This is a genomic window from Waltera sp. (assembly GCF_046969025.1).
GTDB lineage: Bacteria > Bacillota > Clostridia > Lachnospirales > Lachnospiraceae > Acetatifactor > Acetatifactor acetigignens.
This window is the reverse complement of sequence record NZ_JBKVQF010000010.1, coordinates 79,516-105,032: the sequence shown is the minus strand read 5'-3', so window position 1 is coordinate 105,032 and position 25,517 is coordinate 79,516. Positions and strand designations below refer to the sequence as shown.

General features: G+C 49.1%; 28 protein-coding genes. 11 read left to right on the top strand and 17 right to left on the bottom strand.

All coding sequences use genetic code 11. The features are described from left to right. Positions 1–27: 27 nt before the first annotated feature. The 7 genes from atpA to ACLTOH_RS07530 all read right to left on the bottom strand — a co-directional run bounded on the left by atpA (position 28) and on the right by ACLTOH_RS07530 (position 4,504). Positions 28–1,536 (bottom strand): F0F1 ATP synthase subunit alpha, encoded by a 1,509-nt coding sequence (atpA, locus tag ACLTOH_RS07560; protein ID WP_118730616.1) that lies wholly within the window; start codon positions 1,534–1,536, stop codon positions 28–30. Between the two features lie 28 nt (positions 1,537–1,564). Further along, on the bottom strand, positions 1,565–2,113 hold the full coding sequence (atpH, locus tag ACLTOH_RS07555) for an ATP synthase F1 subunit delta (protein ID WP_022312607.1): 549 nt from the start codon (positions 2,111–2,113) through the stop codon (positions 1,565–1,567). Further along, a complete protein-coding gene (gene atpF / locus ACLTOH_RS07550; RefSeq protein ID WP_331682160.1) occupies positions 2,101–2,649 on the bottom strand; it encodes a F0F1 ATP synthase subunit B in 549 nt (182 codons plus the stop codon). Before atpF ends, atpH begins: the two co-directional genes overlap by 13 nt. A 19-nt stretch (positions 2,650–2,668) precedes the next feature. Next, a complete protein-coding gene (atpE, locus tag ACLTOH_RS07545) occupies positions 2,669–2,923 on the bottom strand; it encodes an ATP synthase F0 subunit C (protein ID WP_022154830.1) in 255 nt (84 codons plus the stop codon). Between the two features lie 80 nt (positions 2,924–3,003). Then, on the bottom strand, positions 3,004–3,735 hold the full coding sequence (gene atpB, locus ACLTOH_RS07540; protein WP_412223789.1) for a F0F1 ATP synthase subunit A: 732 nt from the start codon (positions 3,733–3,735) through the stop codon (positions 3,004–3,006). Between the two features lie 12 nt (positions 3,736–3,747). After that, on the bottom strand, positions 3,748–4,233 hold the full coding sequence (locus tag ACLTOH_RS07535; protein ID WP_181969155.1) for an ATP synthase subunit I: 486 nt from the start codon (positions 4,231–4,233) through the stop codon (positions 3,748–3,750). A 13-nt stretch (positions 4,234–4,246) separates the two neighbouring features. Beyond that, the gene (locus ACLTOH_RS07530; RefSeq protein ID WP_337630627.1) at positions 4,247–4,504 is read right to left on the bottom strand and encodes an AtpZ/AtpI family protein; all 258 of its coding nucleotides are present in this window, start codon (positions 4,502–4,504) and stop codon (positions 4,247–4,249) included. 244 nt (positions 4,505–4,748) lie between these two features. On the opposite strand from ACLTOH_RS07530, the gene ACLTOH_RS07525 reads away from it, so the two are divergent. Beyond that, positions 4,749–5,318: a GNAT family N-acetyltransferase gene (locus ACLTOH_RS07525; protein ID WP_227732796.1), complete on the top strand. Its 570-nt coding sequence runs from the start codon at positions 4,749–4,751 to the stop codon at positions 5,316–5,318. A 35-nt stretch (positions 5,319–5,353) separates the two neighbouring features. After that, complete coding sequence (locus ACLTOH_RS07520) at positions 5,354–5,836, top strand: DUF402 domain-containing protein (RefSeq protein ID WP_022312613.1); 483 nt, start codon at positions 5,354–5,356, stop codon at positions 5,834–5,836. A gap of 120 nt (positions 5,837–5,956) precedes the next feature. On the opposite strand, the gene ACLTOH_RS07515 is transcribed toward ACLTOH_RS07520, so the two are convergent. From ACLTOH_RS07515 to ACLTOH_RS07480, 8 genes are all read right to left on the bottom strand, one after another. Next, positions 5,957–7,735: a diguanylate cyclase gene (locus ACLTOH_RS07515; protein ID WP_412223788.1), complete on the bottom strand. Its 1,779-nt coding sequence runs from the start codon at positions 7,733–7,735 to the stop codon at positions 5,957–5,959. Between the two features lie 16 nt (positions 7,736–7,751). Next, positions 7,752–8,915 (bottom strand): cell wall hydrolase, encoded by a 1,164-nt coding sequence (locus ACLTOH_RS07510; protein ID WP_227732792.1) that lies wholly within the window; start codon positions 8,913–8,915, stop codon positions 7,752–7,754. Positions 8,916–8,941: 26 nt separating this feature from the next. After that, positions 8,942–9,433 carry a deoxycytidylate deaminase gene (locus ACLTOH_RS07505; protein WP_022312616.1) on the bottom strand — a complete coding sequence of 164 codons (492 nt, stop codon included), beginning with the start codon at positions 9,431–9,433 and terminating at the stop codon, positions 8,942–8,944. Positions 9,434–9,444: 11 nt separating this feature from the next. After that, positions 9,445–10,074: a uracil phosphoribosyltransferase gene (gene upp, locus ACLTOH_RS07500; RefSeq protein WP_117465732.1), complete on the bottom strand. Its 630-nt coding sequence runs from the start codon at positions 10,072–10,074 to the stop codon at positions 9,445–9,447. A gap of 69 nt (positions 10,075–10,143) precedes the next feature. Continuing rightward, the gene (gene rpiB / locus ACLTOH_RS07495) at positions 10,144–10,575 is read right to left on the bottom strand and encodes a ribose 5-phosphate isomerase B (RefSeq protein WP_022312618.1); all 432 of its coding nucleotides are present in this window, start codon (positions 10,573–10,575) and stop codon (positions 10,144–10,146) included. Between the two features lie 24 nt (positions 10,576–10,599). Further along, positions 10,600–11,664: an L-threonylcarbamoyladenylate synthase gene (locus ACLTOH_RS07490; protein WP_337770162.1), complete on the bottom strand. Its 1,065-nt coding sequence runs from the start codon at positions 11,662–11,664 to the stop codon at positions 10,600–10,602. A gap of 68 nt (positions 11,665–11,732) precedes the next feature. Further along, complete coding sequence (locus ACLTOH_RS07485; RefSeq protein WP_412223787.1) at positions 11,733–13,517, bottom strand: DUF6020 family protein; 1,785 nt, start codon at positions 13,515–13,517, stop codon at positions 11,733–11,735. 104 nt (positions 13,518–13,621) lie between these two features. Further along, the gene (locus ACLTOH_RS07480; protein WP_022312621.1) at positions 13,622–14,350 is read right to left on the bottom strand and encodes an N-acetylmuramoyl-L-alanine amidase; all 729 of its coding nucleotides are present in this window, start codon (positions 14,348–14,350) and stop codon (positions 13,622–13,624) included. Positions 14,351–14,484: 134 nt separating this feature from the next. On the opposite strand from ACLTOH_RS07480, the gene ACLTOH_RS07475 reads away from it, so the two are divergent. Together ACLTOH_RS07475 and ACLTOH_RS07470 are read left to right on the top strand one after the other, a co-directional pair. Next, on the top strand, positions 14,485–15,348 hold the full coding sequence (locus ACLTOH_RS07475) for a class B sortase (RefSeq protein ID WP_022312622.1): 864 nt from the start codon (positions 14,485–14,487) through the stop codon (positions 15,346–15,348). Between the two features lie 26 nt (positions 15,349–15,374). Continuing rightward, positions 15,375–16,250, top strand: a complete 876-nt coding sequence (locus ACLTOH_RS07470; RefSeq protein WP_022312623.1) for a hypothetical protein — start codon at positions 15,375–15,377, stop codon at positions 16,248–16,250. Between the two features lie 64 nt (positions 16,251–16,314). On the opposite strand, the gene ACLTOH_RS07465 is transcribed toward ACLTOH_RS07470, so the two are convergent. Continuing rightward, a complete protein-coding gene (locus ACLTOH_RS07465; protein ID WP_022312624.1) occupies positions 16,315–18,015 on the bottom strand; it encodes a glycosyl hydrolase family 18 protein in 1,701 nt (566 codons plus the stop codon). Positions 18,016–18,241: 226 nt separating this feature from the next. Then, positions 18,242–18,478, bottom strand: coding sequence for a hypothetical protein (locus tag ACLTOH_RS07460; RefSeq protein WP_227062085.1), 237 nt, complete (start codon positions 18,476–18,478; stop codon positions 18,242–18,244). Positions 18,479–19,111: 633 nt separating this feature from the next. Here ACLTOH_RS07460 and ACLTOH_RS07455 point away from each other — a divergent pair. The 7 genes from ACLTOH_RS07455 (at position 19,112) to ACLTOH_RS07425 (ending at position 25,349) form a co-directional block, all read left to right on the top strand. Continuing rightward, positions 19,112–19,831, top strand: a complete 720-nt coding sequence (locus ACLTOH_RS07455) for an adaptor protein MecA (RefSeq protein ID WP_412223786.1) — start codon at positions 19,112–19,114, stop codon at positions 19,829–19,831. A 256-nt stretch (positions 19,832–20,087) separates the two neighbouring features. Next, entirely contained in the window at positions 20,088–20,636 is a 549-nt protein-coding gene (locus ACLTOH_RS07450) for a sigma-70 family RNA polymerase sigma factor (protein WP_337763457.1), read from the top strand. Beyond that, a complete protein-coding gene (locus ACLTOH_RS07445) occupies positions 20,623–20,988 on the top strand; it encodes a DUF4179 domain-containing protein (protein ID WP_337537364.1) in 366 nt (121 codons plus the stop codon). Before ACLTOH_RS07450 ends, ACLTOH_RS07445 begins: the two co-directional genes overlap by 14 nt. Next, on the top strand, positions 20,972–21,598 hold the full coding sequence (locus tag ACLTOH_RS07440) for a histidine kinase (protein ID WP_227732771.1): 627 nt from the start codon (positions 20,972–20,974) through the stop codon (positions 21,596–21,598). The genes ACLTOH_RS07445 and ACLTOH_RS07440 overlap by 17 nt, the downstream gene beginning before the upstream one ends. Next, a complete protein-coding gene (locus ACLTOH_RS07435; RefSeq protein WP_337769948.1) occupies positions 21,595–22,224 on the top strand; it encodes a PrsW family glutamic-type intramembrane protease in 630 nt (209 codons plus the stop codon). Before ACLTOH_RS07440 ends, ACLTOH_RS07435 begins: the two co-directional genes overlap by 4 nt. 162 nt (positions 22,225–22,386) lie before the next feature. Beyond that, positions 22,387–22,740 carry a hypothetical protein gene (locus tag ACLTOH_RS07430; protein ID WP_118538475.1) on the top strand — a complete coding sequence of 118 codons (354 nt, stop codon included), beginning with the start codon at positions 22,387–22,389 and terminating at the stop codon, positions 22,738–22,740. Continuing rightward, positions 22,737–25,349, top strand: coding sequence for a LysM peptidoglycan-binding domain-containing protein (locus ACLTOH_RS07425; RefSeq protein WP_337769947.1), 2,613 nt, complete (start codon positions 22,737–22,739; stop codon positions 25,347–25,349). Before ACLTOH_RS07430 ends, ACLTOH_RS07425 begins: the two co-directional genes overlap by 4 nt. Positions 25,350–25,517 lie beyond the last annotated feature (168 nt).

The following is a 25,517-nucleotide window of genomic DNA, read 5'->3' as shown; positions in this document are numbered from 1 at the left end:
TTCTGCCGCAATCTGCGGCCGACACACTTATTTCAGAAATTCTGCCTTGAAATCATTCAGGGCTTTTACCAGCTTCTCTTCCGTAGCATCGGAGATCACTTTTTCCTCAGCGATCGCTGCGGGGATCTCGGGATGCTTCGTATCCAGATACTCGAAGAATTCCTTCTCGAATCTGGTGATTTCCTCTACAGGTACATCCAGCAGGAATCTCTTAGTGACTGCGTAGATGATGATTACCTGATATTGTACCGGCATGGGCTGGTACTGAGGCTGCTTCAGCACTTCTTTGATCCGTTCGCCCTGTGCCAGCTTCTCCTTGGTATCCGCATCCAGTTCGGATCCGAACTGTGCGAAGGAAGCCAGCTCTCTGTACTGGGCAAGCTCGGTACGGATAGGTGCTGCGATCTTCTTCATAGCCTTGATCTGTGCGGCACCACCTACACGGGATACGGACAGACCTGCATTTACCGCAGGACGGAAACCGGAGTTGAACATTTCTGTCTCCAGATAGATCTGTCCATCGGTAATGGAAATAACGTTGGTAGGGATGTATGCAGATACATCGCCTGCCTGGGTCTCGATGATGGGAAGTGCCGTCAGGGAACCTCCGCCGTATTCATCGCTCATGCGGACTGCACGCTCCAGCAGTCTGGAATGCAGGTAGAATACGTCACCGGGATATGCTTCACGTCCGGGCGGACGACGAAGGAGCAGGGAGAGTGTACGGTATGCAGTAGCATGTTTGCTCAGGTCATCATATACCACCAGTACGTCTTCTCCGTTCTCCATCCACTCCTCACCGATCGCACAACCGGAATAAGGAGCGATATACTGTAAGGGAGCCAGGTCACTTGCCGTGGATACCACAACGGTGGTATAAGCCATGGCACCGAACTCCTCCAGTGTTTTTACGATATTAGCCACGGTAGATGCTTTCTGACCGATAGCTACATAGATACATTTTACATTCTGACCCTTCTGGTTGATGATCGTGTCGATCGCAATAGCGGTCTTACCGGTCTGACGGTCACCGATGATCAGCTCACGCTGACCTCTTCCGATGGGAACCATGGAGTCGATTGCCTTGATACCTGTCTGGAGCGGCGTGTCTACGCTCTTACGAGTGATTACACCACTTGCCACACGCTCAATCTTACGGAATTTGTCAGTCTGTACGGGGCCTTTACCATCAATAGGCTGTCCTAAGGAGTTCACTACTCGTCCAAGCAATGCGTCTCCTACGGGAACCTCTACCACACGTCCGGTGGTCTTGACGATATCACCCTCTTCGATATTGCTGGCACTTCCCAACAATACGACACCGACATTATCTTCTTCCAGATTCAGCACCATGCCATATACATCGCCGGGGAACTGTAACAGCTCACCCTGCATGGCATTTTCCAGTCCATGTACACGAGCGATACCATCCGCTACCTGAATGACGGTTCCGACATCGGATACATCCAGCTGGGAAGAATATCTTTCGATCTGTTCCTTAATGACGGAACTAATTTCTTCTGGTCTTAAATTCATGGATCTGTCGCACCTTTCTTTCAGCCGGTCATCCCAGCTGAATATTTAATAATTGTTTCTTCATATCTTCCAGTTTGGTCCGGATACTGCTGTCCACCACCCGGTCACCCACCCGGATCACCATTCCGCCGATCAGCGTCGGATCCACATGGTAATACACATCAAAGGTCTGATAGGAAGTCGTAGCCAGCAGCTTATTTTTCACTGCCTGCTTCTGGGCCTCCGTCAGTTCCACTGCGGTATCCACATATGCGGTTCCCATCTTTTCAGATTCTCTGACCAGTTCGGTAAAATAAGCAAAGATTGCCTTTAATGAGCCGTAACGTTCCTTGGTCACCACGATCTTCAGAAACTCTGTCAGATCATCACTGACTCTGCCACGGAAGACCTGTTCCACCATGGAGAGTTTTTCCTGTTTGGGGATTCCGGGATGTTTCATCAGCTTGTCAAAATCCGGATTGTCTTCCAATATTTTCTCAAGCTGTGCGGTCTCATTCATCAGCTGGATCGCATTTCCATGGTCGACTGCCGCTTCGAAAAGGGCTTCTCCATAGACTTTGGAAACTAATTTTGCCATGTATCCTCACCCATTTCCTTCAGCGTCTCTTCGATCAGGCTGTTCTGTCTGGTGGTGTCTATGGAAGCGCCTACCAGCTTACCTGCCATGACAGATGCCACGGATACGATCTCCTGTTTGATCTCATCGGACATTTTCTGCTTTTCCAGTCTGGCTTCTTCCTGTGCTCTCGCCAGGATTCTGGCTGCCTCTTCCTTGGCCTGTGTGACGATACGCTCCTCGTTCTGAAGAGCCCGTCTTCTGGCATCACTTAAGATGTCCTCCGCCTCTTTGTCGATGTCTTTCAACTTCGCCTCATACTGTGCCTTCAGTTCTGCGGCCTTTTCCTGATTGTCCTTTGCCTCTTCCAGTTCTCCCCTGATCTTCTCTTTACGATCATTTAAGAACTTTCTGGCCGGATTGAACAGAAAATAGCTGAGTGCCAGGAACAATACGAAGATGGCAATGATCATCAGGCAGGAGTCTGCCAGCAGCTGCCAGTCCAGGTCAAACAGTCTTGACATGGTCTCGCCTTCTGTTAATAGTATCATTTTCATCCGCATTCCTTTCGTTTAATCAGGGAAGTAAGGGCTTTACGAACAGCAGCAGCATAGCGATCAACAGACCGTACAGACCGGTGGTCTCGGCAACTGCCTGTCCCAATAACATGGTAGAAGTGATCTCGGACTTTGCTCCGGGATTACGTCCTACTGCTGCAGCAGCGTGTCCTGCTGCGATACCCTGGCCTACACCGGGTCCGATACCGGCAATAACTGCCAGACCAGCACCGATTGCAGAACAGCCTAAGATAAAGTTTTCATTAAAATCCATAGTAAATCCTCCTATTATTGAGATTCTTATCAGAATCTTTCTAGCATAGTTTCAGATAGCCATACCTGAACAGTACAGCTTTAAGCGTCTCCTCTTGCATTGGCAATGTAAGTCATGGTCAGCATACAGAATACGTATGTCTGGATGGCTCCGGAGAACAGGTCAAAGTATACATGCAGTGCTGCGGGCCACGCTGTAGCGATCACACCCAACAGTCCGTAGATCAGTGCCATCATTACCGTTCCGGACAATACGTTTGCAAACAGACGTAATGAAAGGGAAATCGGTACTGCGACCTCACTGATCAGGTTAATGGGCAGCCAGATCGGCAGCCAGGGGGGCAGCGGGGAACACATGCCTTCCCAGATTTCCTTCGGCTTCTGGTACTTGAACTGATTGTAATGGATCAGCAGGAAGGTCAGAACACCGAGAGGCAATGTCACGCCGTAGTCCGCTGTGGGGGGACGCAGGCCTAACAGACCGGAAATATTGCTCACCAGAATGAAGATGAAGATTGTTCCGATGTAGTTGTAGAACTTCGGTGCGGCCTTGCCCATGGGAGCATCCACCATGGCATCCAGCTTCTCCACGATCAGCTCCACCACATTCTGAAAACCTTCCGGCACTTCTCTGGCTTTGGCCATCTGGCGGTTGGCAGCAATGGCAAAACCAATGATAAGCAACATGACGATCAGCACACACACATGTGTGGTCGTTATCCATACCTCATGGCCAAAAAAGTAATACTTAAACACGCCATGTATCATAAAGTCGATATTGTCGGCACCGGATAACAGAATTCCATGTTCCATTGTTTCACCTCCTTATTGTTTATTCTGTTGTTCCTCTGTCACTTCTCCATCCTTCGGGGCTTCCGCTTCTTCCGCAGTCTGCGGAGCAGTTTTGTCTTCCGCAGTCTCCTCCGGCATCGCCTGGGGTATCGGATCCGTCTCGTGGAACAGTTTATTGCATAATTTATGGGTAAGCGGCTGTAGAAATGCCGTTACTTTCATACATATAACATAGGTGAAAAAGAAAATCAGAGGATTCATCACTCCGGTCTTCATCATCACCAACAGGAAAAAAATCAACATGACATATCGTAAGACATAGGCACGGATGATCATTTTCGTAGCAGTCTTCTCGGGCTGGTCCAATGCCCGGTCCAGGGAACGGTACATATGATATGTGGAAACCAGCGCCAGCAGAACGCCAAACCACAGACTTTTGGCATACATTGCTTCATCCTTTGCAATAAATGCTCCTATGATCTGCGCTGACACTCCCAGGAACAAGATCCCCAGATCCATCTCCAGAACCGTTCTATTTATCTTTTTTAGTGTGTTTATCATCGCCGTCTTCATAAATTGTCCTGGCCATCCGGTATACATTCTGCCCTCCGGCCACAGCTCCCATACAGAAAAGCAGGATCATCCAGAAGTCCGTTCCGAAATGTTTATCCACCCAGATGCCGGCTGCGGACATCAGGCAGATCGGTACCAACATATTGATACCAAATTGCATGATCAGTGTGATCGCCCGAAACACCTGTCTGTCGTAGGGTTTCTTTTTTCTTGACACTGTGTCCTCCTGTGTTGATTTCTGCTCTCAGCATTTATTTTTGTACATTTTTGAAAATATTTTCCCACTGCAGGGCAAACCTATAGTCATTATAACGAAATCTTAATATGATGTCCAGTAAAATCCTCCTGTCCAGATGGTAAAAAATCTATAAAATCCTGCGAAAAAAAGATTGACTTGAAATCTCTCCGGAAGTACTATTTGAGTAACTATTCAGTGACTTTACACCCTTATAGAAAGAAGGATGACGCGAATAAAGACTACAGACATCAAAAGACAGCTGCGGATCCGTATCGCCACCCCTGAGGATGCTGCAAGGCTGGTTGCCATTTATGCCCCTTATGTGGAAAATACCTCTATTACCTTTGAGTACATCGTTCCTTCCGCAGAAGAATTTGCGGACCGGATCCGTCACACTCTTACCCGTTATCCTTACCTGGTGGCTGAACTGGACGGGGAGCCGGCAGGATATGCTTACGCATCCGCTTTTAAAAGCCGCGCTGCTTATGACTGGTCTGTGGAGACTTCCATCTATGTCAGCCGGGATCTTCGAAGCAGCGGTGTCGGCAGTCTGTTATACGAAAAGCTGGAGGAATACCTGACCGCACAGCACGTCTGCAATGTCTGTGCCTGCATCACCTACCCCAATCCTCCCAGCATCGCCTTCCACGAAAAGCATGGTTATAAAACCGTGGCACATTTTCACGCTTCCGGTTACAAGCAGGATGCATGGCATGATATGATCTGGATGGAGAAGACGCTGTGTCCTCACACGATCCCTCCCAGGCCTTTTATCCCGTTTCCGGAACTGTGACCGTTGTAAAGCACACCGCACAAAGGAGAAACTCTATGAGCAACGAACTTCAGATCTACCGTAAACGGCTGATCCCGGAAGAATGCATTTTATTAAAGGATGATATTATCGTCGAGCAGAACGAAGACTACATTCTGACCAAATGGAAGACCTTGAATCCCAAGACCACGTTTTCCCACGGCTGTTCCTGCTATTATCTCAAGGAAGGCTTCAAGATCAGCAAGTTCTACCGCCATGACGGTTCTCTGCTGTACTGGTACTGCGATATTGTGGAATATACTTCCCGGCCGGAAGATAATTCCCTGATCGTCACGGATCTGTTGGCTGACATTATCCTCTATCCCGATGGAAGGATGCATGTCGTGGATCTGGACGAGCTGGCCGAGGCTCTGGAAAAGGGGCTGATCACCCAGGCTCAGATGAGTGCCTGCCTGCGCCAGCTGAACAACCTGATCACCATTATCTACCGGGACAAGTTCGACAGGCTGCAGAATCCGTTGGATAGGAGCGGGCTGTAGCTGCAGTGCTTACTTTTTGCTCCCTGGTCAGAACTATTCAGAGTAACACATTCGCAAAATAAATGAGAGCATAGGCTCTTACGGGCACAAGTGTCCGACGAGCTTCTGCTCTCACTTACTTTACTCTGAATAGTTCAGCAGGTTTCCGATGCAGTGTCCCAGAATCGTCAACAGTGTAATATCTTCATCCGACCACTTACGGTTGCGGTTGAACACATCATAGTTCACGATCACATTCGGCACTCCCTCTTTGCGGGAAAGACATTGCAGGAAAGCACCGATCTCCTGCTTCTGCATCACGGCAAATGCCGCCGGATCCTGGGATCTGAGTTTCAATGTGTTGGATTCTATAAAATTATCATCATCCCCGAATAGCGCAAGATACTTCTCATCTTCAAAAAGTCCTCTTCCATCCGGTACTTCTACCATGTAATTACCATTCCGGCATACCAGGTGTGCACCTGCCTCTGAATAAATTGTGATTCCGTCCAGATCAAACAGACTGCGGATCTGCTGCAGCCGTTCTTCCTTTTTTACAATGGAGTTCACATCGGATACACACAGTTCGGTGATCATCTTCGTGATGACTTCCCGCTTTTTCTCCTTAGATACCACATAGGCCATAGCCATGTTCTGCATATCGTCGCTTTCCAGCTTGCCGTGAAGTCTCTCTTCATAGATGATATGGCGGTTCTTGCCTTTTTCCTTGGCCAGATAGAGTGCCTTATCCGCCTTGCGCATCAGTTCCTCGTATTCGCTTCCATCTACCGGATACTCCGATACGCCGATAGAAGCTGTCACATGGGTCTTCGGATCAAATGCCAGAGCAAATTCCTTCGCAATGGTCTTCAAAAGTGTCTTCAGCTGTTCTCTGGTCTCCACTTTCTCCAACAGGATCACATACTCGTCTCCGCCGAATCGTCCGATCACGCCCCGCTGTCCCACCAGCACCTGCATGATCTCCGCCACTCTCCGGATGACCTGGTCACCAAAAATATGTCCATAGGTATCATTGATATGTTTGAAATCATCAATATCAATGATCACCAGCCATCTGGTACTATGATCCTTGCAGTTCAGCTGTTCGATGGTGTACTCTGTCCATGCCCGCTTGTTCAGCAGACCGGTTCCGGCATCTCTGGCTGCCGGAGTCAGATAATAGGCTTCCTTCTCCCGGTTTCTGTCCGGGGTTATGATGCCCGCTACCATATCACGCTTCTTCGGGATCCGTGCGCCTTTGACCTTCCATATTCCCTTGTCCTCCTGCCCGCTGACGAATTCCATCTCGAAGAAATCGTCCCCGTTACGCAGATGTGCGCAAAAGGTCCGCAGCTGATCTTCCAGTCTGGAAATATCACTGCCCTCATGTGCCTGTTCCACATTCCGGATCAGCGCATTCATAGGCCCTTCAAACTGGTTCATGGCCCGCTCGTTGACATATTTATAGACCGTAATACTGTCCTGTTCGATCAGATATTCAAAAAAGTAAACATCTTCCAATGTCATAAAATGACGGTACTTCAGAATTCTCTGCTCCAGTCGTAAATTCCGGTTCTCCAGATCATGAATATCTGAAACGGTGATCTGATACAACGGAATCCCGTTCTCCGTCTGTTCACTCTGTTCCAGACGCAGATACACATTCCTTACACTGTCCTTCAGATTGTGAAGCACCGTGATCAGTTCCAGCGGTTGGAACGTATCCGCCTCCACTGCTTTTTTCAACAGCTCCCCATCTTCCGGCAGAAGCAGCTCACTCACCGGCCGGAAAGAATTCTCCCCTACGAATTCATAGAAAAATTCCGACGCCTTGGCTACTACCAGATCCTGCCTTACGAAGATCTTCCAGTCCATGATTCTATTTGCATAACCCTTTTGTTCTACGCTGTTGACTCTCATAGATTTTCGCTTTCGTTTAATAAAATACGTGTCCGCCGATATTGATACCTGTCAGTCCTTCCACCGGTGTGCGGAAATATACACAGTTTCCTACATTGGTCACACCGGACATAGCCTCGTCTGCCGCCTGGTAGCAGCGGCTGGTGGCTTTATTGGTGGCCAATGCCAGTTCCAGACGTCCGCTAGCCACCGGTGAGAACTGTTTGTTCTGATAGATCACTCCTACCACTGTGTTGGGATAAACAGAACTTCTGACACGGTTGATAACCACACTGGCTACCGCCAGCTGACCGTCATAGGGTTCTCCGCCCGCTTCACAATAGATCAGATTTGCCAGCAGATAACGGTCTCCCTCTTCAAAGGAGATATCCGAAATGTCCCGCCAGGTTGCGTTTGCCGCCTTCTGGGACATGGCGATCTCTTCTGCCAGCTTTTTCCGGAGTGTTTCCAGATTTTCTTCTTTTTGTTTGATCTCCTGTTCATATGCCAGGGCTCTCTGCTCTGCTTCCGAAATATCCCCGGCATATTCTGCAATGCTGTTAGATGTCTGGCTGATCAGACCGGACACCTTGCTTTTCTCGGCTTCCGCTGCCATCTTCAGACTATCCAGCTCCGTTTTCTCTGCCTGCAGTCTCGCCTCTTCCTCTTCGATCAGCTTGCGGTTCTCTTCGAATTCCTGCAGTTTCTTCTGGTCATAGGCTGCGATCCGTTCAAAAAAGTCCGCAGCGTTCAGCAGTTTATCGAAGCTCTGGGCATTCAGCAAAGCGTTGATGTAACTGGTCTCATTCCGCTCGTACATATCCCGTACCCGGATCACCATACACTCATACTGCCATGCTTCCGTAGCTTTCGCCTCTTCCAGACTGGCCTGGGTATCCGCGATCTCCTGCTCCTTGTCTGCGATCTGCTGTTCCAGATCTGACAGATTGTTACTGACTTCCGTCAGCTGACCGTTCAGATTATTCAGTTGTCCCTTGAGGGAATTCTGTTCTCCCTTCAGGTTCTCCAGATTATCATTTTCCTCATTCAGCTGATTCTGCAGGTTGTTTTTCTCTTCCTGCTCTTTCTGAATCTGCTGCCAGGTACTGCTGGTAGCTTCCACTTTGATATCTTCTGAAGAAAAGGCTCCTGCAAGGATCACTGCTGTAAGCAGCACAGCTGTCTTCTGTAGGCGCTTCAACCGTTTTACTCCTTTTATCTGTTGCTTCAGACCTCGATGCGTATCATGCGGCCCGTCTTACGGTACTGCACGTAATTCACTCCGGCCGCGTCAAACATCCGCTTGGCTGCCCGGTTGGACGGAGTTCCCTCATACTTATCGCTGTCATATACCACCGTGCGGATCCCCGCCTGGATAATGGCTTTCGCACATTCATTGCAGGGAAAAAGAGAGACATACAGCTTCGTCCCCTCCAGGGAACCGCCACGATAATTCAAAATAGCATTCAGTTCACTATGTGTTACAAAGGGATACTTTGTCAGATTCCTGTCATTGTCGTTCTCCCTCTCCCAGGGGAACTCATCGTCGGAACAACCCTTGGGGAAGCCGTTGTATCCCATGGACAGGATCTTGTTGTCCGGGCTGACAATGCAGGCTCCCACCTGGGTATTCGGGTCCTTGGACCGCATTCCAGACAGGTGGGCCACCCCCATAAAATATTCATCCCAGCTGATATAATCGCTGCGTTTGGCACTCATGGGTGTCTCCTTTATTTGGTACCGAAAATACGGTCTCCTGCATCTCCCAGTCCGGGAACAATGTATCCATGATCATTCAGCTTCTGATCCAGTGCTCCGATATAGATATCCACATCCGGATGTGCTTCCTGCATAGCTTTTACACCTTCGGGTGCAGCGATGATGCACAGCAGACGGATGCTCTTGCAGCCCTTGTCCTTTAACAGCTGGATGGCTGCGATGGAAGAACCGCCGGTAGCCAGCATGGGATCTACCACGAATACCTCACGCTCTGCACAGTCTGCAGGCAGCTTGCAGTAATATTCTACAGGCTTTAAGGTCTCAGGATCGCGATACAGGCCAATATGTCCTACTTTTGCAGCAGGGATCAGGGATAACATACCGTCTACCATACCCAGACCTGCACGCAGGATAGGTACCAGTGCCAGCTTTTTACCCTTTAACTGCTTCACGGTGGTCTTGCAGATAGGGGTCTCGATCTCTACTTCTTCCAGCTTCAGATCTTTGGTAGCTTCATAACCGATCAGCATTGCGATCTCGCTGATGTTCTGTCTGAAGTCCTTGGTACCGGTCTCCTTTCTGCGGATGATTCCGATCTTCTGCTCGATTAAGGGGTGATCCATAACTACTACTTTTGACATATTGTTGTCCTCCTGTGTTTTGTATTTGTTATAATGATATTTCGTTGTTGTTCGTGTCTGTGTAATGCATTAAACCTCTTCGATCAGGCTGATTCTGCGGCTGTGTCTCTCTTCTCCGGAAAAAGGTGTATTCAGGAAAGTCTCCACGATCTCCAGCGCCAGGTTCTCACCGACAATGCCTGCACCCATTGCCAGCATGTTGGCATCGTTGTGCAGTCTGGTCATCTTCGCCGACAGAGGATCGGAGCAGAGTGCGCAGCGGATCCCCTTTACCTTATTGGCAGAAATGCTGATACCGATACCGGTGGTGCAGATCACGATGCCCTTCTCGCAGGTACCGTCTGCCACAGCCCTTGCCGCTGCATGTCCGAACACAGGGTAATCGCAGCTTGCCTTGCTGTCACATCCCATATCCTGATATGGAATGTTCTTCTCCTCTAAATATTTCTTTACTCTTTCTTTCAGATCATATCCGCCATGATCACTTGCAATTGCTATCATTTTCCTTCTCCTCGTATTTTCTGTTTAAAGTTTTACTACTTTATGGCCCGCTGCTTTCAACAGCCGGTTCATAATGGCCTGTCCGAAGCCTTCCGTGGAAAATCCCTCGGAATAGATCTTTGTCACACCTTCATCATCGAATTCTCTCAGAATGGTGTACAGATGTCTGGCGATACTGCCCTCATCCTTACGGCTGCCGACACTTTTCACCACATCTGCTATATAACCGGACAGCATTTCTTCGGTTCCGATGATTCCGGTCTTCTCTCCTGCGGTATGGTCTGCTGCCGCAGCCCGGTTAATATACTCCCTTACCTGCTCCGGGGTTCCCTCTACGATGGTGAGTTCTCCCCTGGGTGCATAATGTCTGTACTTCATTCCGGGGGCCTTGGGTGCCTGTCCGCTGTCTGCCCGCAGGATCGTGGTGTCCGTATCCACTGTTCCCAGCACTGTGCTCAGTTTCTCCTGGGTAATGTATCCGGGCCGCAGGATCTGTGGCGGTGTCACCGTCAGGTCAATAATGGTGGATTCCAGGCCAATCCCCACCTCACCGCCATCAATGATGGCATCGATCCGCCCCATCATATCTTCTTCGACATATTTTGCCACTGTGGGACTGGGCTTGCCGGAAGTATTGGCACTGGGCGCCGCAATATATCCCCCGCTGTATTTGATCAGCTTCTGCGCCGCCGGATGCGAGGGCATACGGATCGCTACCGTATCCAGACCACCTGTGGTCTCATAAGGCACCGCGTCTGATTTCGGCAGGATCATGGTCAGGGGACCCGGCCAGAAAGCATCCGCGATCTTCCGTGCCTCTTCCGGTACCTCCTTTGTAATCTTGTAAATGTCCTCAAACCGATAAATATGAACGATCAGTGGGTTGTCGGACGGTCTGCCCTTTGCCGCATATATTTTCTGGGAAGACGAAGGATTCAGTGCATCTCCCCCCAGCCCGTACACGGTCTCGGTAGGGAAAGCCACCAGTCCTCCCTGCTGCAGGATTGCTCCCGCCGCCCGGAGTTTCTCCTCATCTTCTTCGCTGACGGGGCCATCTCCGGGACGAATCTTTATGATCTCAGTCTCCATGTTTTTACCTTCTGTGTTCTAAATTGCATTTGGATATAGTATATCATATCCCCAGTCAAATGGAAAGATTATTCCTCTCCGGTCTGCCGGGATGTTGTGTGTATAGAATAAACGGTCCATCCGACCAGCAGCGGAATCACCGCCACGGTCGGCAGTTCATAGCGGATTGCATTGGACATGGGGGATGCCAGGCACACCAACACGTTTATAAAGCTGGGAACCAACAGTATCAACGCACTGTATCTTTTCTTTTTCCACAGGAAAAATGCCAGCACTACCAGAATCCAGGTATACAATCCCGGAGTACACAGATACTTGATCAGCGGCAGCCGCATACTGAGGAACCAGATCTGCAGCAGAAACTCCGATGTCTGAATGGGGAATGTATGATGAATTCCCTGTTCCTGCGCATATTCCGGATACTCCAGCTGGATCCAGGCCTCTATGTTCTGTTCCACCGGTGCCAGATAGCCATAGCCCTTGTTGACAAATGCCGCCACATAGCATCCCGGATGTTTGAAAAACATCTGCACCCATATTTTCATGTAGGGCCCCAGGTCTCCGCCTCGATATAATATTTTGATGGGATCCGAAATCCGGGGTTCATAATTTTTCATAGCATCAAAGTTCAGGGTATCATTGATCACCTGTCTCTCATATTCCGTAACCTCATCTTCGTATTCGCAGACATATCTCGCCGTCTGCTGGAACGGTACGCTCAGCCCCTCGGAAGCTGCCGGTTTTCCCACATCGATCAACGCTCTGTATCCCACCACCGTGATCAGTTCATAGATCACCACAGTTGCCAGCAATACCAGGAATGCCTTCCTGCGTTCTTTGCCTTTCAGATAAATTGCCAGCAAAAGCAGTGCCGGAACAATCGCATAGATCCCGTTATTTCTAAGCAGGCAGGATAATACACTGAATACAATCAGTCCCGCCGCATCTTTCCCGCCACATTCCTTCTTTTTCAGTACCGACATCAGATATACTGCCTGTAACACCGTCATTTCCGCATACAGCAGATCTTTCTCAAACCATTGGGCATAGGTTCCCCAAAAAGGTGTCAGGGCGAAAATCAGGATTCCCACGGCACACCATTTCCATGAAATTCCCAGCTCCTGCAGTTTTTTCATGCTGAGGGAAAAAGCATAGGCCCCTACCAGTGTCTGCAGCAGGCAATACAGGAAAAAGCCGAAATTGGCATCTGCAATGGTTCTTCCCAGCACAAAACAGATTCCCATAATTGCGGAGGAAAATGGCGGATGTGCCGCTCCCCAGTCCTGTTCACCCAGAAACTGTTTCAGTTGCACCAGACCGTCCCCACTGGTAGTTCCCGGATAATTTAGCAGGATCCAGAACAGCCAGCTGAAGGCTATTACAAAAAAGCCCACCATCTGTAGGTGCTTTTTGCCCTGCTCTGCGGGTAATTCCACATGCTCCAGCCCAAAATATACCAGGCGCAATACCAGATACAATAACACTGCAAACCCCAAAACACAGAACGTGGATAATAGTATCTGAAAAGAATTGCCCCACAGGAAAATGGCAGAATCATATTTCTTAAAGCTGATACATACTATAAGAAGGAATGACAGAATAACAGAAAGCACCAACGTTGCCACATCTGTCTTCGCCTCTCTTTTCTTCACTTCCTTAAGCATTACAAATACTGCCGCAGCCGTTAACAGGTCTGTATAATCCAGCACCGTAAATGCTCCGCACAGTTTATTCAGCCCATTGACAAGATTCGAATCCACGTATCCTCCCAGGCAGACTTCAAATGTACATTGCAATGCCAGTGTCACGATCACGGTCAACAGAACATTTCTTATTTTTTGATATCGACTCATTTTCTCTCCCGTAACTTTATAAAATTCTGTCATAACATACAAATCCTATATTATCATAATAACACTGTGTATACAACTCGTGCCTTTATTTTGTATTTCCCGTTTCAATCCCTCTGTATCCCGTTAATGTACTGTAAAATTCCTTTGTGGATCGACCATGCCACTCTGTCCTGATAGGCCTCGTCACACAGTTTTCCCGCCTCTGCCGCATTGGACAGGAAGCCGCATTCCACAATGACGATGGTTCCTTTGGTTTTTTTCAAAAGATAATAGCTGTCGTTGGGCTTGATCTGCCGGTGGTTCTCCGGATCCAGATCCTGGACCAGCTGTGTCTGGATCAGCCCTGCCAGTTGTTCCCCTCCGCTGCTGCCATTATAATAGAAGACCTGCGCTCCGTGCACATACTCTTCCGGATAGCTGTTCTGATGGATGCTCACCGTGAGAACCGGATCCGTCTGCTCAATCTTTTCGATCCGGCGTTTCATATCCTGCACTTTCTTATTGGGAGCAGATGCATCATACAATCCATCCTCCGTCTCTCTGGTCAGCACCACCCGGATTCCGTCTGCCTCCAGATACTGTCTCAGTTTCTCTGTGATCCGGAGATTGATATCCTTCTCCGGTGCTCCGTTGATACCAATCTTCCCCGGGTCATCCCCGCCATGGCCGGCATCGATCACTACCGTCGGTATTCCGTCCGTGTCCGCATTATTCCCCTGCAAGGCATTCACGACATTTACCGTTTCCACATATGTCGCCGTTTCCCTGCCAAGTATCGCCATAGACATAAGCAACAGGCATACCATCACCGCCCTTAACACTTTCTGTTCCATCCCTGTTCTCCGGTGTCTCTTTTATTCTATATGATTTTATATGCCTTTTTCTCTGGAAATATCTTCCGAAAATTAAGAAATCCTTTTGTTTTAAACTATTGCATCCCCTTACTACTTCAGCGTATAATACCATTATGAAAATAAGCAAAAAAACTCTTTCTATCATTTTATTTGTTCTGGCGGGAATTTGTGTTCTTGCTGCAGTGATCCTGTTGGTAAAAGGGCGGATCGAAGACCGGCGTATGGAGGAAGCGCTGGATGAATTGCGCCCGACGCAGTCCGCGGAGACCACGCAGGCACCTTCCACAGTCGAAGGTGAGCCGACCGTTACCGCCTCCCCGGAACCGTCCACAGAAGAGACCCCGGCTTCCACCGAGGAGTTCGAACGAGTGGCCAACCCTTATGCCGACAGTTTTCTTGCCAACAAGGATATGGCGGCCTGGCTACAGATTCCGGGCACCAATATCGATTATCCGGTAATGTGGACTCCGGAAGATGAGACCTATTATCTCTACCGTGCTTTTGACGGCAGCGAAAATAAAAACGGCTGTCTGCTCCTTGACGATGAGAGCTGTGTAGATCCTCTGACCACGAATCTTATCATTCACGGTCACAATATGAAATCCGGTGCCATGTTCGGCAATCTGACCGATTACGAGAATCAGGATTTCTATAAGGAACACAAAAACATTATCCTCTATACCGAAGAGTGTCAGCGCAATTACGAGATCATTGCCGTCTTTCGCTCCCAGGTCTACCGGAAAACAGATCAGGTATTTAAGTTCTACAAATTTTTCCAGGCGGATACGCAGGAAGAATTTGATGACTTTTATAACAATATCAAGCAGTTATCCCAGTATGACACCGGTGTCACCGCAGAGTTCGGAGATCATTTTCTGACACTGTCCACCTGCGTATACCATGTAGAGCAGGGCCGGTTCGTAGTCGTTGCCAAAGAAGTGGAACCCGGTGATCACTACCTTCCCATACAGGAATAACTCACAGACAATCAGGAGGTTTTCTTATGAAGAGACTTAAAAAATTTGTCACACTGTTCACGCTGGCTGCCGTATGCTTTGCTATTCCCGGTCTGGGAAAGATCACTGTAAAGGCTGCGGAGCCCACCACCTATGTTCTGAACTATTCCGACAGCAGTTCCGAGTGGAGATACAAGGAAGCATCCAGCTGGTCCGCAGAAGTTCAGGACCGCGAGTTGTATTATCTGCAGCAGAATATCAAAGACGGTGACTATATTGTCATCGACAACGATGTGGAGAACAATGCCCTGGCCCTCAAGGTTTCTGTCCGTCTGGGCAACCTGACTTTCAAGAATACTGTTGGTGTTCCCGTAGTCTATGCCAACGGCTATGACAGTGTCTATTTCCTGAGCGGTACCTCCGGTGCTGTCAACGGTGATGTATCTCATGCCTATGTATATGGCGATGCCAAGGCAAATTTCAACAGCAATGTAGACACTCTGGAAATGATCGGCCTGACAGATGATAAATCCAATAATCTGCATGCCACCATCAACGGTGTCGGTACCGTCAATCATCTGATTGCCAAAGACAACCGTGACCAGAGCGTTTTCTATGAGGCCTACAGTTTCGCCGCAGGTAAGCTGGCCATTGAAGACGGATCCCTGAAGACCGAAGCAAAGTATTACAGCACCACCGCTCCCGCTCCCGCTGCTGCCGCAGAAGCAGCTCCTGCAGCTACCGAGCAGCCCACACAGACCACAGCTCCTGCACAGGCCACACAGAACAGTACTTCTTCCGAATATGACAACGTTCCAAAGACCGGTGAAAATTCTGCAATGTTCTGGCTTCTGGGTGCCGCAGTTGTATGCATGGCCGGAGGCTATACCATCCGCAGAAAGAACGTACAGGAAGCGAAATAAAGTTTTCGGCAGCAATAAAGCCCAGTCCCTTGCGGGACCGGGCTTTTACTATTTTATTCTGTTCCTACTGCAGATAGGCATTGATCAGTTCCCAGGCTGCCTGTGTTCCGTAACCTAGTCTCCATACCGCCACACCACCAATATTCTTGGTAGCCATCATGTTCAGCTTCACTGCGATGGATTCCGCATCTTCCAGCCAGATCTGATAGGTGGCATTTCCGGAGGTCCATTCTGCATAATTCTGACAGGTCTCCTCATCCCACTCTGCCGTCACACCGGCTCTGTTCATGAAGTCTGCCTCGTTGTTCATGGTAATATATTCATCCGTCACATCCGTGCCTTCGGTCTTCCACAGGATCGTGTAGAACGGAAGGGCATTGACTACCTTGTTTGCAGGCACCTCCTGCAATGTTCTGTCCAGACCGCCGGATACATAGCTGATGCTTGCCACGCTTCCGGGATCCTTGCTTCCGTGCCAGTGTTCGTCATATCCCATGATAATGACATAGTCTGCAACCTGTCCCTGGATATCCAGACGGTAATAATCATTGAAATTAAACGGTACATAGTTGGCAATGGACAATACCAGTCCCCTGTTGCGGCACTGAATGGAAAGTTCTCGTATAAATTCCACATAATGCGGTCCGCAGTCACTGCTCAGCTGCTCGAAGTCCACATTGATGCCGTCCAGTCCCAGGCTGACTGCTGCATCTGTCACGTTCCGCACAAAGTTCTGCCGGCTGGTGGTGGAGGACAGCATATTCAGAGTACTGATGGCCGTTCCGGTCTCATTGGCGTAATTAAAATTATCCACCACGCCCCATACCTGTAAGCCCATATTGTGGGCCGTGGTTACATAATTCGCTGTTCCGAAGTTCCGGATACTTCCGTTCTCATCCGTCAGACTGAACCAGGTCGGTGCAATGACATTCATACCCTTCGTACCGGACACCATGGAGTACAGAGTGTCATTACCGCCTGCACCGCCGATAGAATGCCAGCCCAGGCAGATCTTGCTGTCAGAAGTCAGGGCAGTATATTCCGGCTCCTGATAATCCGTCACCGGAGTCTCGGTCTCTTCCGTAATATCTCCCAGACGCTTGTTCTCCACATATCCGATCACGGAATCCGCTGTCTTCACCTTGCTCCAGGTCTCCATCTGCTCCAGAATCTCCAGGGTATCTCCCTTCGCTGCCTGCGTGAGGATCGGGCTCTTCACACCGCCCCGCAGACGCACCGCCGTATCCTTTTTCAGCTGTGCCACCTGTCTGGTCCCCCATTCGGTGTAGACCTGCACATGTCTGTCATAACAATCATAGGAATAATTTGTGAACAGCTTCACATAATCCGCCGCCACATATACGGTATCCCCTTCCACGAAACTGATCACATATCCGGCATCCTGTGTGCCTTCTGTTGTCGTATAGGAAGTCTCGCCGAAAGTCGTACGGATCACTTCTGTCGGATTGGCGTACAACAACAGTTTTTCCGTCATATCCGCATAAAACACTTCGTTCATATATTTATGGACAGTTGCCAGATCAAAATAGCATACGTCATCTCTGATCAGTGCCTGTTCTTCTACCATTTCGTCCTGTAAAATAATGGCACTTCTGTCACTCTCTGACACCTGATAAAATTCGTTCCAGTCTGCCTCTTCTTTGCTGTAGGAATATTTATCCAACAGCACCTTTCCCAGTGCTCCGCCCGCGATCACAAGGATCAGCAGGATTGCTATGATCACCGGTAGTATTCTTTTCTTCATATGTGCTCCCATCCGCAGGCTGCCGCCTGCACCATTCTTGCCTTTTCTTCCGTTCCGTCTTCTATCGGCAGAACAGTTTTATTCTATCACAATTCCTCTATATAATACAAGGAACAATAGAGACAGATCCTGCACTGCGGGATACAGCCAGAGAGGCAATCCCGTTTTGCATCCCCGCAGCGCATTCTCTGTTTCAAAGTATTACCCGGGCAAGAGCTGACACCCTTTAACGCAGATCCACCTTATCCAGCCGGACCTGGCTGATTTTGCCCTGTTCTCCCAATATATAGTCTGCCATATACGGGCTTTCTTCTCTGACGGCATACGCTGCCGCCTGCGACGGTGAGACCTTTTCTCCGTCGACATACAATTCTGTGCCGTTTTTCTGAAGCTTTTGAAAATATTTTTCCACCTTTCTCCTGGGAAACTTCTTCCCGGGAGTCACAGTTTCCCGGTCCTCCACAGACACCTCCCGTCCGCAGCATATTTTACCAAAAGGATTCGTGAAACACTTTAAAATAACGCTGCTTTTTCCGCTAGTACATATAAGCGTAACTATTCAGAACACTATTCGCAATATAAATCATGTCAAATGTTCTTACGAATGCAAGCATTCGACGTACATATTGACACGATTTGCGTGGCTCTGAATAGTTACTTATAAATGCCTCTGACAGTACTTGTAGTAATTTGTGTGAAAATGTTGGAATTATGTTCGTGAAAAATATCTGTTGAAATATTATGACCAGACACGTATATGCCTGTAAGACATCTCCATACTATATTTTACAGATCAGCATAACCTATCCTTCCCAAATACATTAACAGCCATCTGCATCATAAAATAAAAAAGGGGATGAACTGGAACGAATCGTTCCCTGGTAAATCAACAAGAAAAAATGGAAAACTGTCGACCTCCTCTCCGTACCGGAGTATCAGAGGCATCTATAGGTCGGATTATACACTGCAGCCTGCTATTTGACAAGATGTTTTATTAAATTTTTTTAAACTGTGAATAGCTTCTATTGACTAAAATATAGGGAAAGTATAAGCTATATACCATACCAATGCGAAAGCAGAAAGGAAGTGTTGTCGCATGAAAATAGAAAAAGTAAATGAAAATCAGATTCGCTGCACCCTGACCCGTGAGGATCTCGCCAGCCGCGAATTAAAAATAAGTGAACTTGCCTACGGCACAGAAAAAGCTAAATCTCTGTTCCGTGATATGATGCAGCAGGCCAATTTTGAATTTGGTTTCGAAGCAGAGGATATTCCCCTGATGATTGAAGCCATCCCTCTGAATGCGGATTGTATCGTACTGATCATTACCAAAGTGGAAGATCCGGAAGAACTGGACACCCGTTTTTCCCGCTTTGCACCTTCCGTTACGGAAGACAGTGATGATGACAGTGATGAGAGCACGGCAGACGAGGTTCTGGATCTGTTCCGCCGTATCCAAAATGAGGAGGCTGCAGCCGAGACTCCCGCCGCTCCCGCTCCCGAGGAAAACGATGCTGTCAGATCCCGCCTGTTCCGTATGGATACTCTGAATCAGGTAATCAACGCTGCCGTCGTGGCTGCCGGTCATTATCATGGGTTCAGCACTCTGTATCACGAGGAGGGCACCGACGGGTATTATCTGATCCTGACGCAGGGCGAAGAAGATCGCGAGGTCTTCGACCGTGTCTGCAATGTCATCTCTGAATACGGTATTCCCAAGCGTTCCACACCGGCAAGCCTTACTTTTCTTGAGGAACATTGTTCCACACTGATCGCCAAATATGCTTTACAGCGTCTTGCAAATACTTCAATGTGACGACAGATCATAATATTCAGGAGAGTTCCCACTTTGTGGGGACTCTCTTATTTTATAGCTGTTTTATTCTTTTCCCTAGCGGCGGGGCTACGGGAAAGGAGCCGGAAAATGCATAACTTGAAAATATAACCTTATTCGCATATAATGATGTTTAATAAACAAAGTAATCCGTAGGCATGCAGCTTACGCAATTCCATACACATTTGGGATTACAAAGGGACGAACCGCCGGCTACAGTGGAAAGGATGTACACGATATGATTTCCGATGAAGAATTATACCGACAATATTTGAGCGGCGATGAAACAGGGTTGGTAGAATTGATGAAAAAATACGGCAACCCACTGACCTTATACATCAACGGCTATCTGCATGACATTCATGAGGCGGAGGACCTGATGATAGAAGTATTTTCCTACCTGTTCTCCAAAAGGCCCCCTATCCGGGATGGCGGATTCAGGGCTTACCTGTATAAAGCGGCACGGCATATGGCTTTGCGCCATAAAAGCATCCGGCGACATCACTTCTGTCTTGATGATCTGACCAAAGAGCCGGAAGGTGGGAAACTGGTGGATGAGGTGATCCGGACAAAAGAACGGAATCAGATCCTGCATTTATGCATGGGTGAACTGCATCCGGATTACAGAGAAGCTCTTTATCTGACCTATTTTGAGGGTATGAGTTACCGGCAGGTCGCTGAAGTTATGGGAAAAAGCGTGAAGCAGATCACTAATATAATGTACCGGGGAAAAGAGCGTCTGCGGGGATTATTGGAACGGGAGGGAATAACAAATGCGGAGTCATGAGGAACGGATCGCAGAAGTCCGACGAAGGATTGCGGAAAAAGAACGACAAAAAAGACGGAAACAGCGGCGGATCGTTGCTATTACCTGCATAGCGGCATGCCTTGCTGTGATCTTCGGGGCTTCCTTTGTCATGTCCGGGATTTCTGGGCAAATGGTGCCGGGGATCTCCTCCGGATATGAAACGGCGGCAACGATCCTCGGCGGAGGTGCTGCACCCGAATATATCATAATAGGGTTGCTTTCATTTCTTCTCGGCGTATGCGTGACGATCCTGTGTTTTCGTGTCCATCTGCTGGACAAAGAAGAGCAGGCAGAGCAGAGGGGGGACCGCGCCAATGGAATTGATCATTAATCTTTTGCAATTTTTCGTTACCATGCTGGGCTTCTGTCTGAGCGGCATTCGTTATCTGAGACATCGGACACTGTCATATTTTCTGCTGATTTGCTTTTATGGCTGTTTCGCACTGGGCTCCCTGTACTGGACATTGTATCTGTTATTGTTTTCCGAAACACCACGGATCTTTTATGTATCGGAATTCGGCTGGGTCTCCAGCGTTATTTTTCTCTGTCTCCTACAATATACTCTCTCCTCCCCGGAGGAAAGAAGCTTTTCCTGTCGGAAATCCCTGTTGGCTCCACTGATCGGAGTTCCGTTGTGCGCATTTTACTGTACCTTTGGTGACATTCTCTCCAACCTGCTCTGGTGCGGCATGATGATCCTTGTCTCCTATCGTTCCATCCACGGTCTTGTCTACGCAGAGACACAGACGGGAAAAGGACGGAACCTGCGGTATTTTCACATCGGAATCCTCTGCTATGTTGCGACAGAATACGCTCTGTGGACCTCCGGCTGCTTCTGGCCGGACGACTCTATCTTCAGTCCCTATTGTTGGTGTGATCTTCTGCTGACGTTCTGCCTTTTCGGGCTGCTGCCTGCCACAGGAAAGGCGGTGCGGACATGACCTATATTGAAAATGTATTTATCTGTATGGCCTCACCCCTGTTGATCGCTGCCCTGTGCATGGGTAGGCGGCAGGCTAAATTCTTTCTGTGCTGTCTTGCAGGAATGGGGGCATGCCTGCTCTCCGCTTACATCAATACCTTCTTTGCCGCTCTTTACGCAGCAGATACGATTACCGCCACCGCAGAGATCGCACCTGTGGTAGAAGAAGTAATGAAACTCCTGCCGTTGCTCTTTTATCTTCTTGTATTTGAGCCTGAACCGATGCCGATAAAAAATGCTGCCATCATCGTTGCACTTTCCTTTGCCACCTTTGAGAATGTCTGCTATCTGATTCAAAACGGAGCCGGACATTTTTCCTTTATCTTTTTCCGGGGCATTGGAACGGGTGCCATGCACGTGATCTGTGGTGCCATCGTCGGCGGTGGGCTGGCGTATGTATGGCAGCGCACCTGGCTGAAGATCGCCGGAACCTGCGGTCTGCTCGGGGCAGCCATCACTTTTCATGCAATTTATAATCTTCTGATCGCCTATGGCGGTGCGATACAGTATATCGCATACATTTTGCCTGTGCTGATCCTGGCGGTGGGAAAACTGATTGTCCGCCTGCCCCAGAGTCACAACTGAATCCTGTCTTTTGCGGAGCTGCTGTCGGCAGCTCCTGTTTTTTTCAACCTTTTTCAAAAAATTTGATTTTCAGGTGAGAGTTTTTTCGCTTTTTTGTACCTAATTAGATGAAGGGCATATGTATTTTATGACTTTACTTTCCGAAGGGAGGTTTTCAGCAATATGTATGATACAGAAAAGCGGGTCGAACTGGTGAAAAAACGGGTGCACGAAAAATATCGCCGGAAGAAGCGCCGCGGGATCTGCCGGCTGTCTGCCCTGTGCATGGCATTGTCTGCGTTCCTTGTGGGAACGGTGCACACAGCAGCCGGCCAGACGCAGATCACCGCCCGGGGAATGTACGGTTCTATCCTGCTGCATGAAGACGCCGGCGGTTATGTGCTGGTTGGGGTAATTTCTTTCTCCACAGCAGTCATGATCACTGTGCTGTGTATCAGACTCCGGGAAAGAGAACACCGCGGACAAGGCACGGGAAAAGGAAACGCATCACAACAATGGGAGGAAAAAAATTCATGAAAAAGCAAAAAATTCGGTTCTATGCGGCGCTGCTTTGCAGTTCCATGGTATTTTCTCTGGTCTCCACGCCGGTATCGGCAGCAGAAACCGGACAGCTGACGAATCCCCCTACATCCACAGAGGGTCCAGGTTCCCCGGAAAGCGCATCGGGAAATGAAGCTGCAGCGGTTCTGAACGGACTGTACGCAGCACTGCCGGTCACAAACGGTGTGAAGGAAGTGGCGACAGCGGAGGAACTGACGGCCGCACTGGAAAACAATGCGAATGACACAGTCAAACTGACGGCAGACATTACCATCGGCACCACGCTGACGGTTAGCCGTACTGTGACACTGGATTTAAACGGTAATGTACTGAAAATGACCGGCGGCTTCAGCGTAATCAAGGTAGAGTCGGGCGGCGATCTGACAATTGCGGACAGCACTCCCAACAAAGTACATAAATTTAACCCGAACTATACAGATATGTGGGGATGTGGCCTATGGAAACTGGACAAAGACACCGGCACGGAAATCGTCTCTGGTGGGGTTATTACGGGCGGTGGCGGTGATCTTACCCACAGTGATGGCGGCGGTGTGCTTGTTAATGTCGGCGGTAAACTGACCATGACCGGTGGCAGCATCGTCGGATGCTCGGCAGGTGGTCTCGGCGGCGGTGTACACCTTGCCTATGACTCTTCCATCGGCAAGAGCAGCACATTCACCATGACGGGCGGAAGTATTATCGGCTGCGCGGCAAAAAACGGCGGCGGTGTGTCTGTCTCCCCGGGGTGCACATTCACCATGGGTTCCGGCTCTGAGATCCGCAACTGCAACGCACAATCCGGGGGTGGCGGTGTGGACATCAGCGCCCTGTGGAATTCAAATATCATCGGCTGCTTTATCATGAACGGCGGAACAATCCGTACATGCACAGGATTATACGGCGGCGGTGTTTACAACTCTGGATCCTTTATTATGTCAGGCGGTACGATTAAAGCCAGCATCAGCACCACCACCCAGTATGCTTCAAGCGGCGGGGTGTGGAATGATAATCAGTTCACCATGACAAGGGGCACGATCGGTGATCCGGATAATAAAAAAGACCCAAGCCATGTATACAATACTTCCACTCAGAGAGTTACTCTTACTATGCGCGACAATGCAAAAATCTACACAAATGTAACAAACGTTGGCATCCTGAATGCTGACGGCGGCGAAATGTCCGGCACAATGACGAACGATACCAACAGGTACGGCACCGGCACGATCACCGGCAGTGAGGGTGCCGCCGGCAGCACTGAGTTCCATGGCAAAGTGACCAACACCGGCACCATCCGGAAGGGCACATTCAAGAATGAGGTCATAAATGAGAGCAGTGGTACCATTAACGGCGGCACATTCACCGGCGCGATTACGAACAATGATGGTACGGTTTTAGACGGTGATTTCAGCGGTGCCACCCTGAACGGTATGCTCGTGATCACTTTTGACCCAAACAATGGGGATCAGCCCAGCACACAGAAAGTGAATTGGAGTAAGGACGGAGCGGCACTCACCGCACCGGATCCCGTTCCCACCAATGAGGGGCATAGTATTGAAGGCTGGTATTATGATAACAACGGTACGGAAACAAAATGGAACTTTGACACGGATACAGTCAAATGCACTATGACCCTCAAGGCAAAATGGGAACTCTCCACCTATTCCGTAACGCTGCAGACAGACGGCGGTACGATTGCCAGCGGAAAAGAAGTAACCGGCTACACTTACGGCACCGGGGCAGTTCTTCCTACCACCAATGATATTACCCGCGAGGGATACCGCTTTGACGGCTGGTACGCAGACAGCAGCTTTTCCGGTTTGCCCGTTAGAGAGATCACAGCTACCGATACGGGAAATAAAACGCTATATGCAAAGTGGACGCGAAACACGACTCCCATCATCTCCGGAAACACGATCAATTATATCGTGGAGCACTACAAGACGGACGGCAGCGGCTACACGCTGGCGGAAACAGAACATTCCGCAGGGAAGACAGGTGATACCGTCACAGCAACGCCGAAAACCTATGAAGGCTTTACCTACAATCCGGCAATCTCCACCGCCAGCGGAACGTTAAAGAAGATCAGCGGTCCGGAGGATATCGTGACTTTGAAGCTCTACTATGATGTGAATGCTGACACCGAACAGGAAAGTACTGACAGCGGCTCCGAGGAAAAGGCTGACCGTGAGAATCCCTCTCCTGTCATGAAAAACACCACCTCCTATATGACCTATACCGTACAGGCAGGTGACACTCTCTGGGCAATCGCCAGAAAATACAACTGCTCCATAACCGAGATCGTGGCAGCCAACAGTGACCGGATCAAGAACCCGAACCGGATTCACGCCGGCTGGCAGCTTAAGATTCCCCAAAGCGGAGCGCCTATCACAGGCGGCACTCCCGATGCTGTCCTGCCTGAGAATAAGAAAAGCGGGATATACATCGTCAGACAGGGCGACACCCTCTGGGCAATCGCCAGAAAATGCGGCTGCTCCGTGGCTGAAATCGTTTCCCTGAACCGGGAACTGATCCGCAATCCTGCTCTGATTTATTCAGGCTGGGAACTGAAAGTACCACAGAATTAGCCTCCCCTGAAAGAATCTACCGTGCCAGTCATACTTCATAATGTCGGATTGAATATTTTATCTAAGGGAAAAAACGAAAAAATAGACGGCCAGAGGCCGATGATCTGAGTTCCTTGAATTCTTTAGATTTCTCAAATCCGCGCAATCGGCGGACACATTTCGATTGCG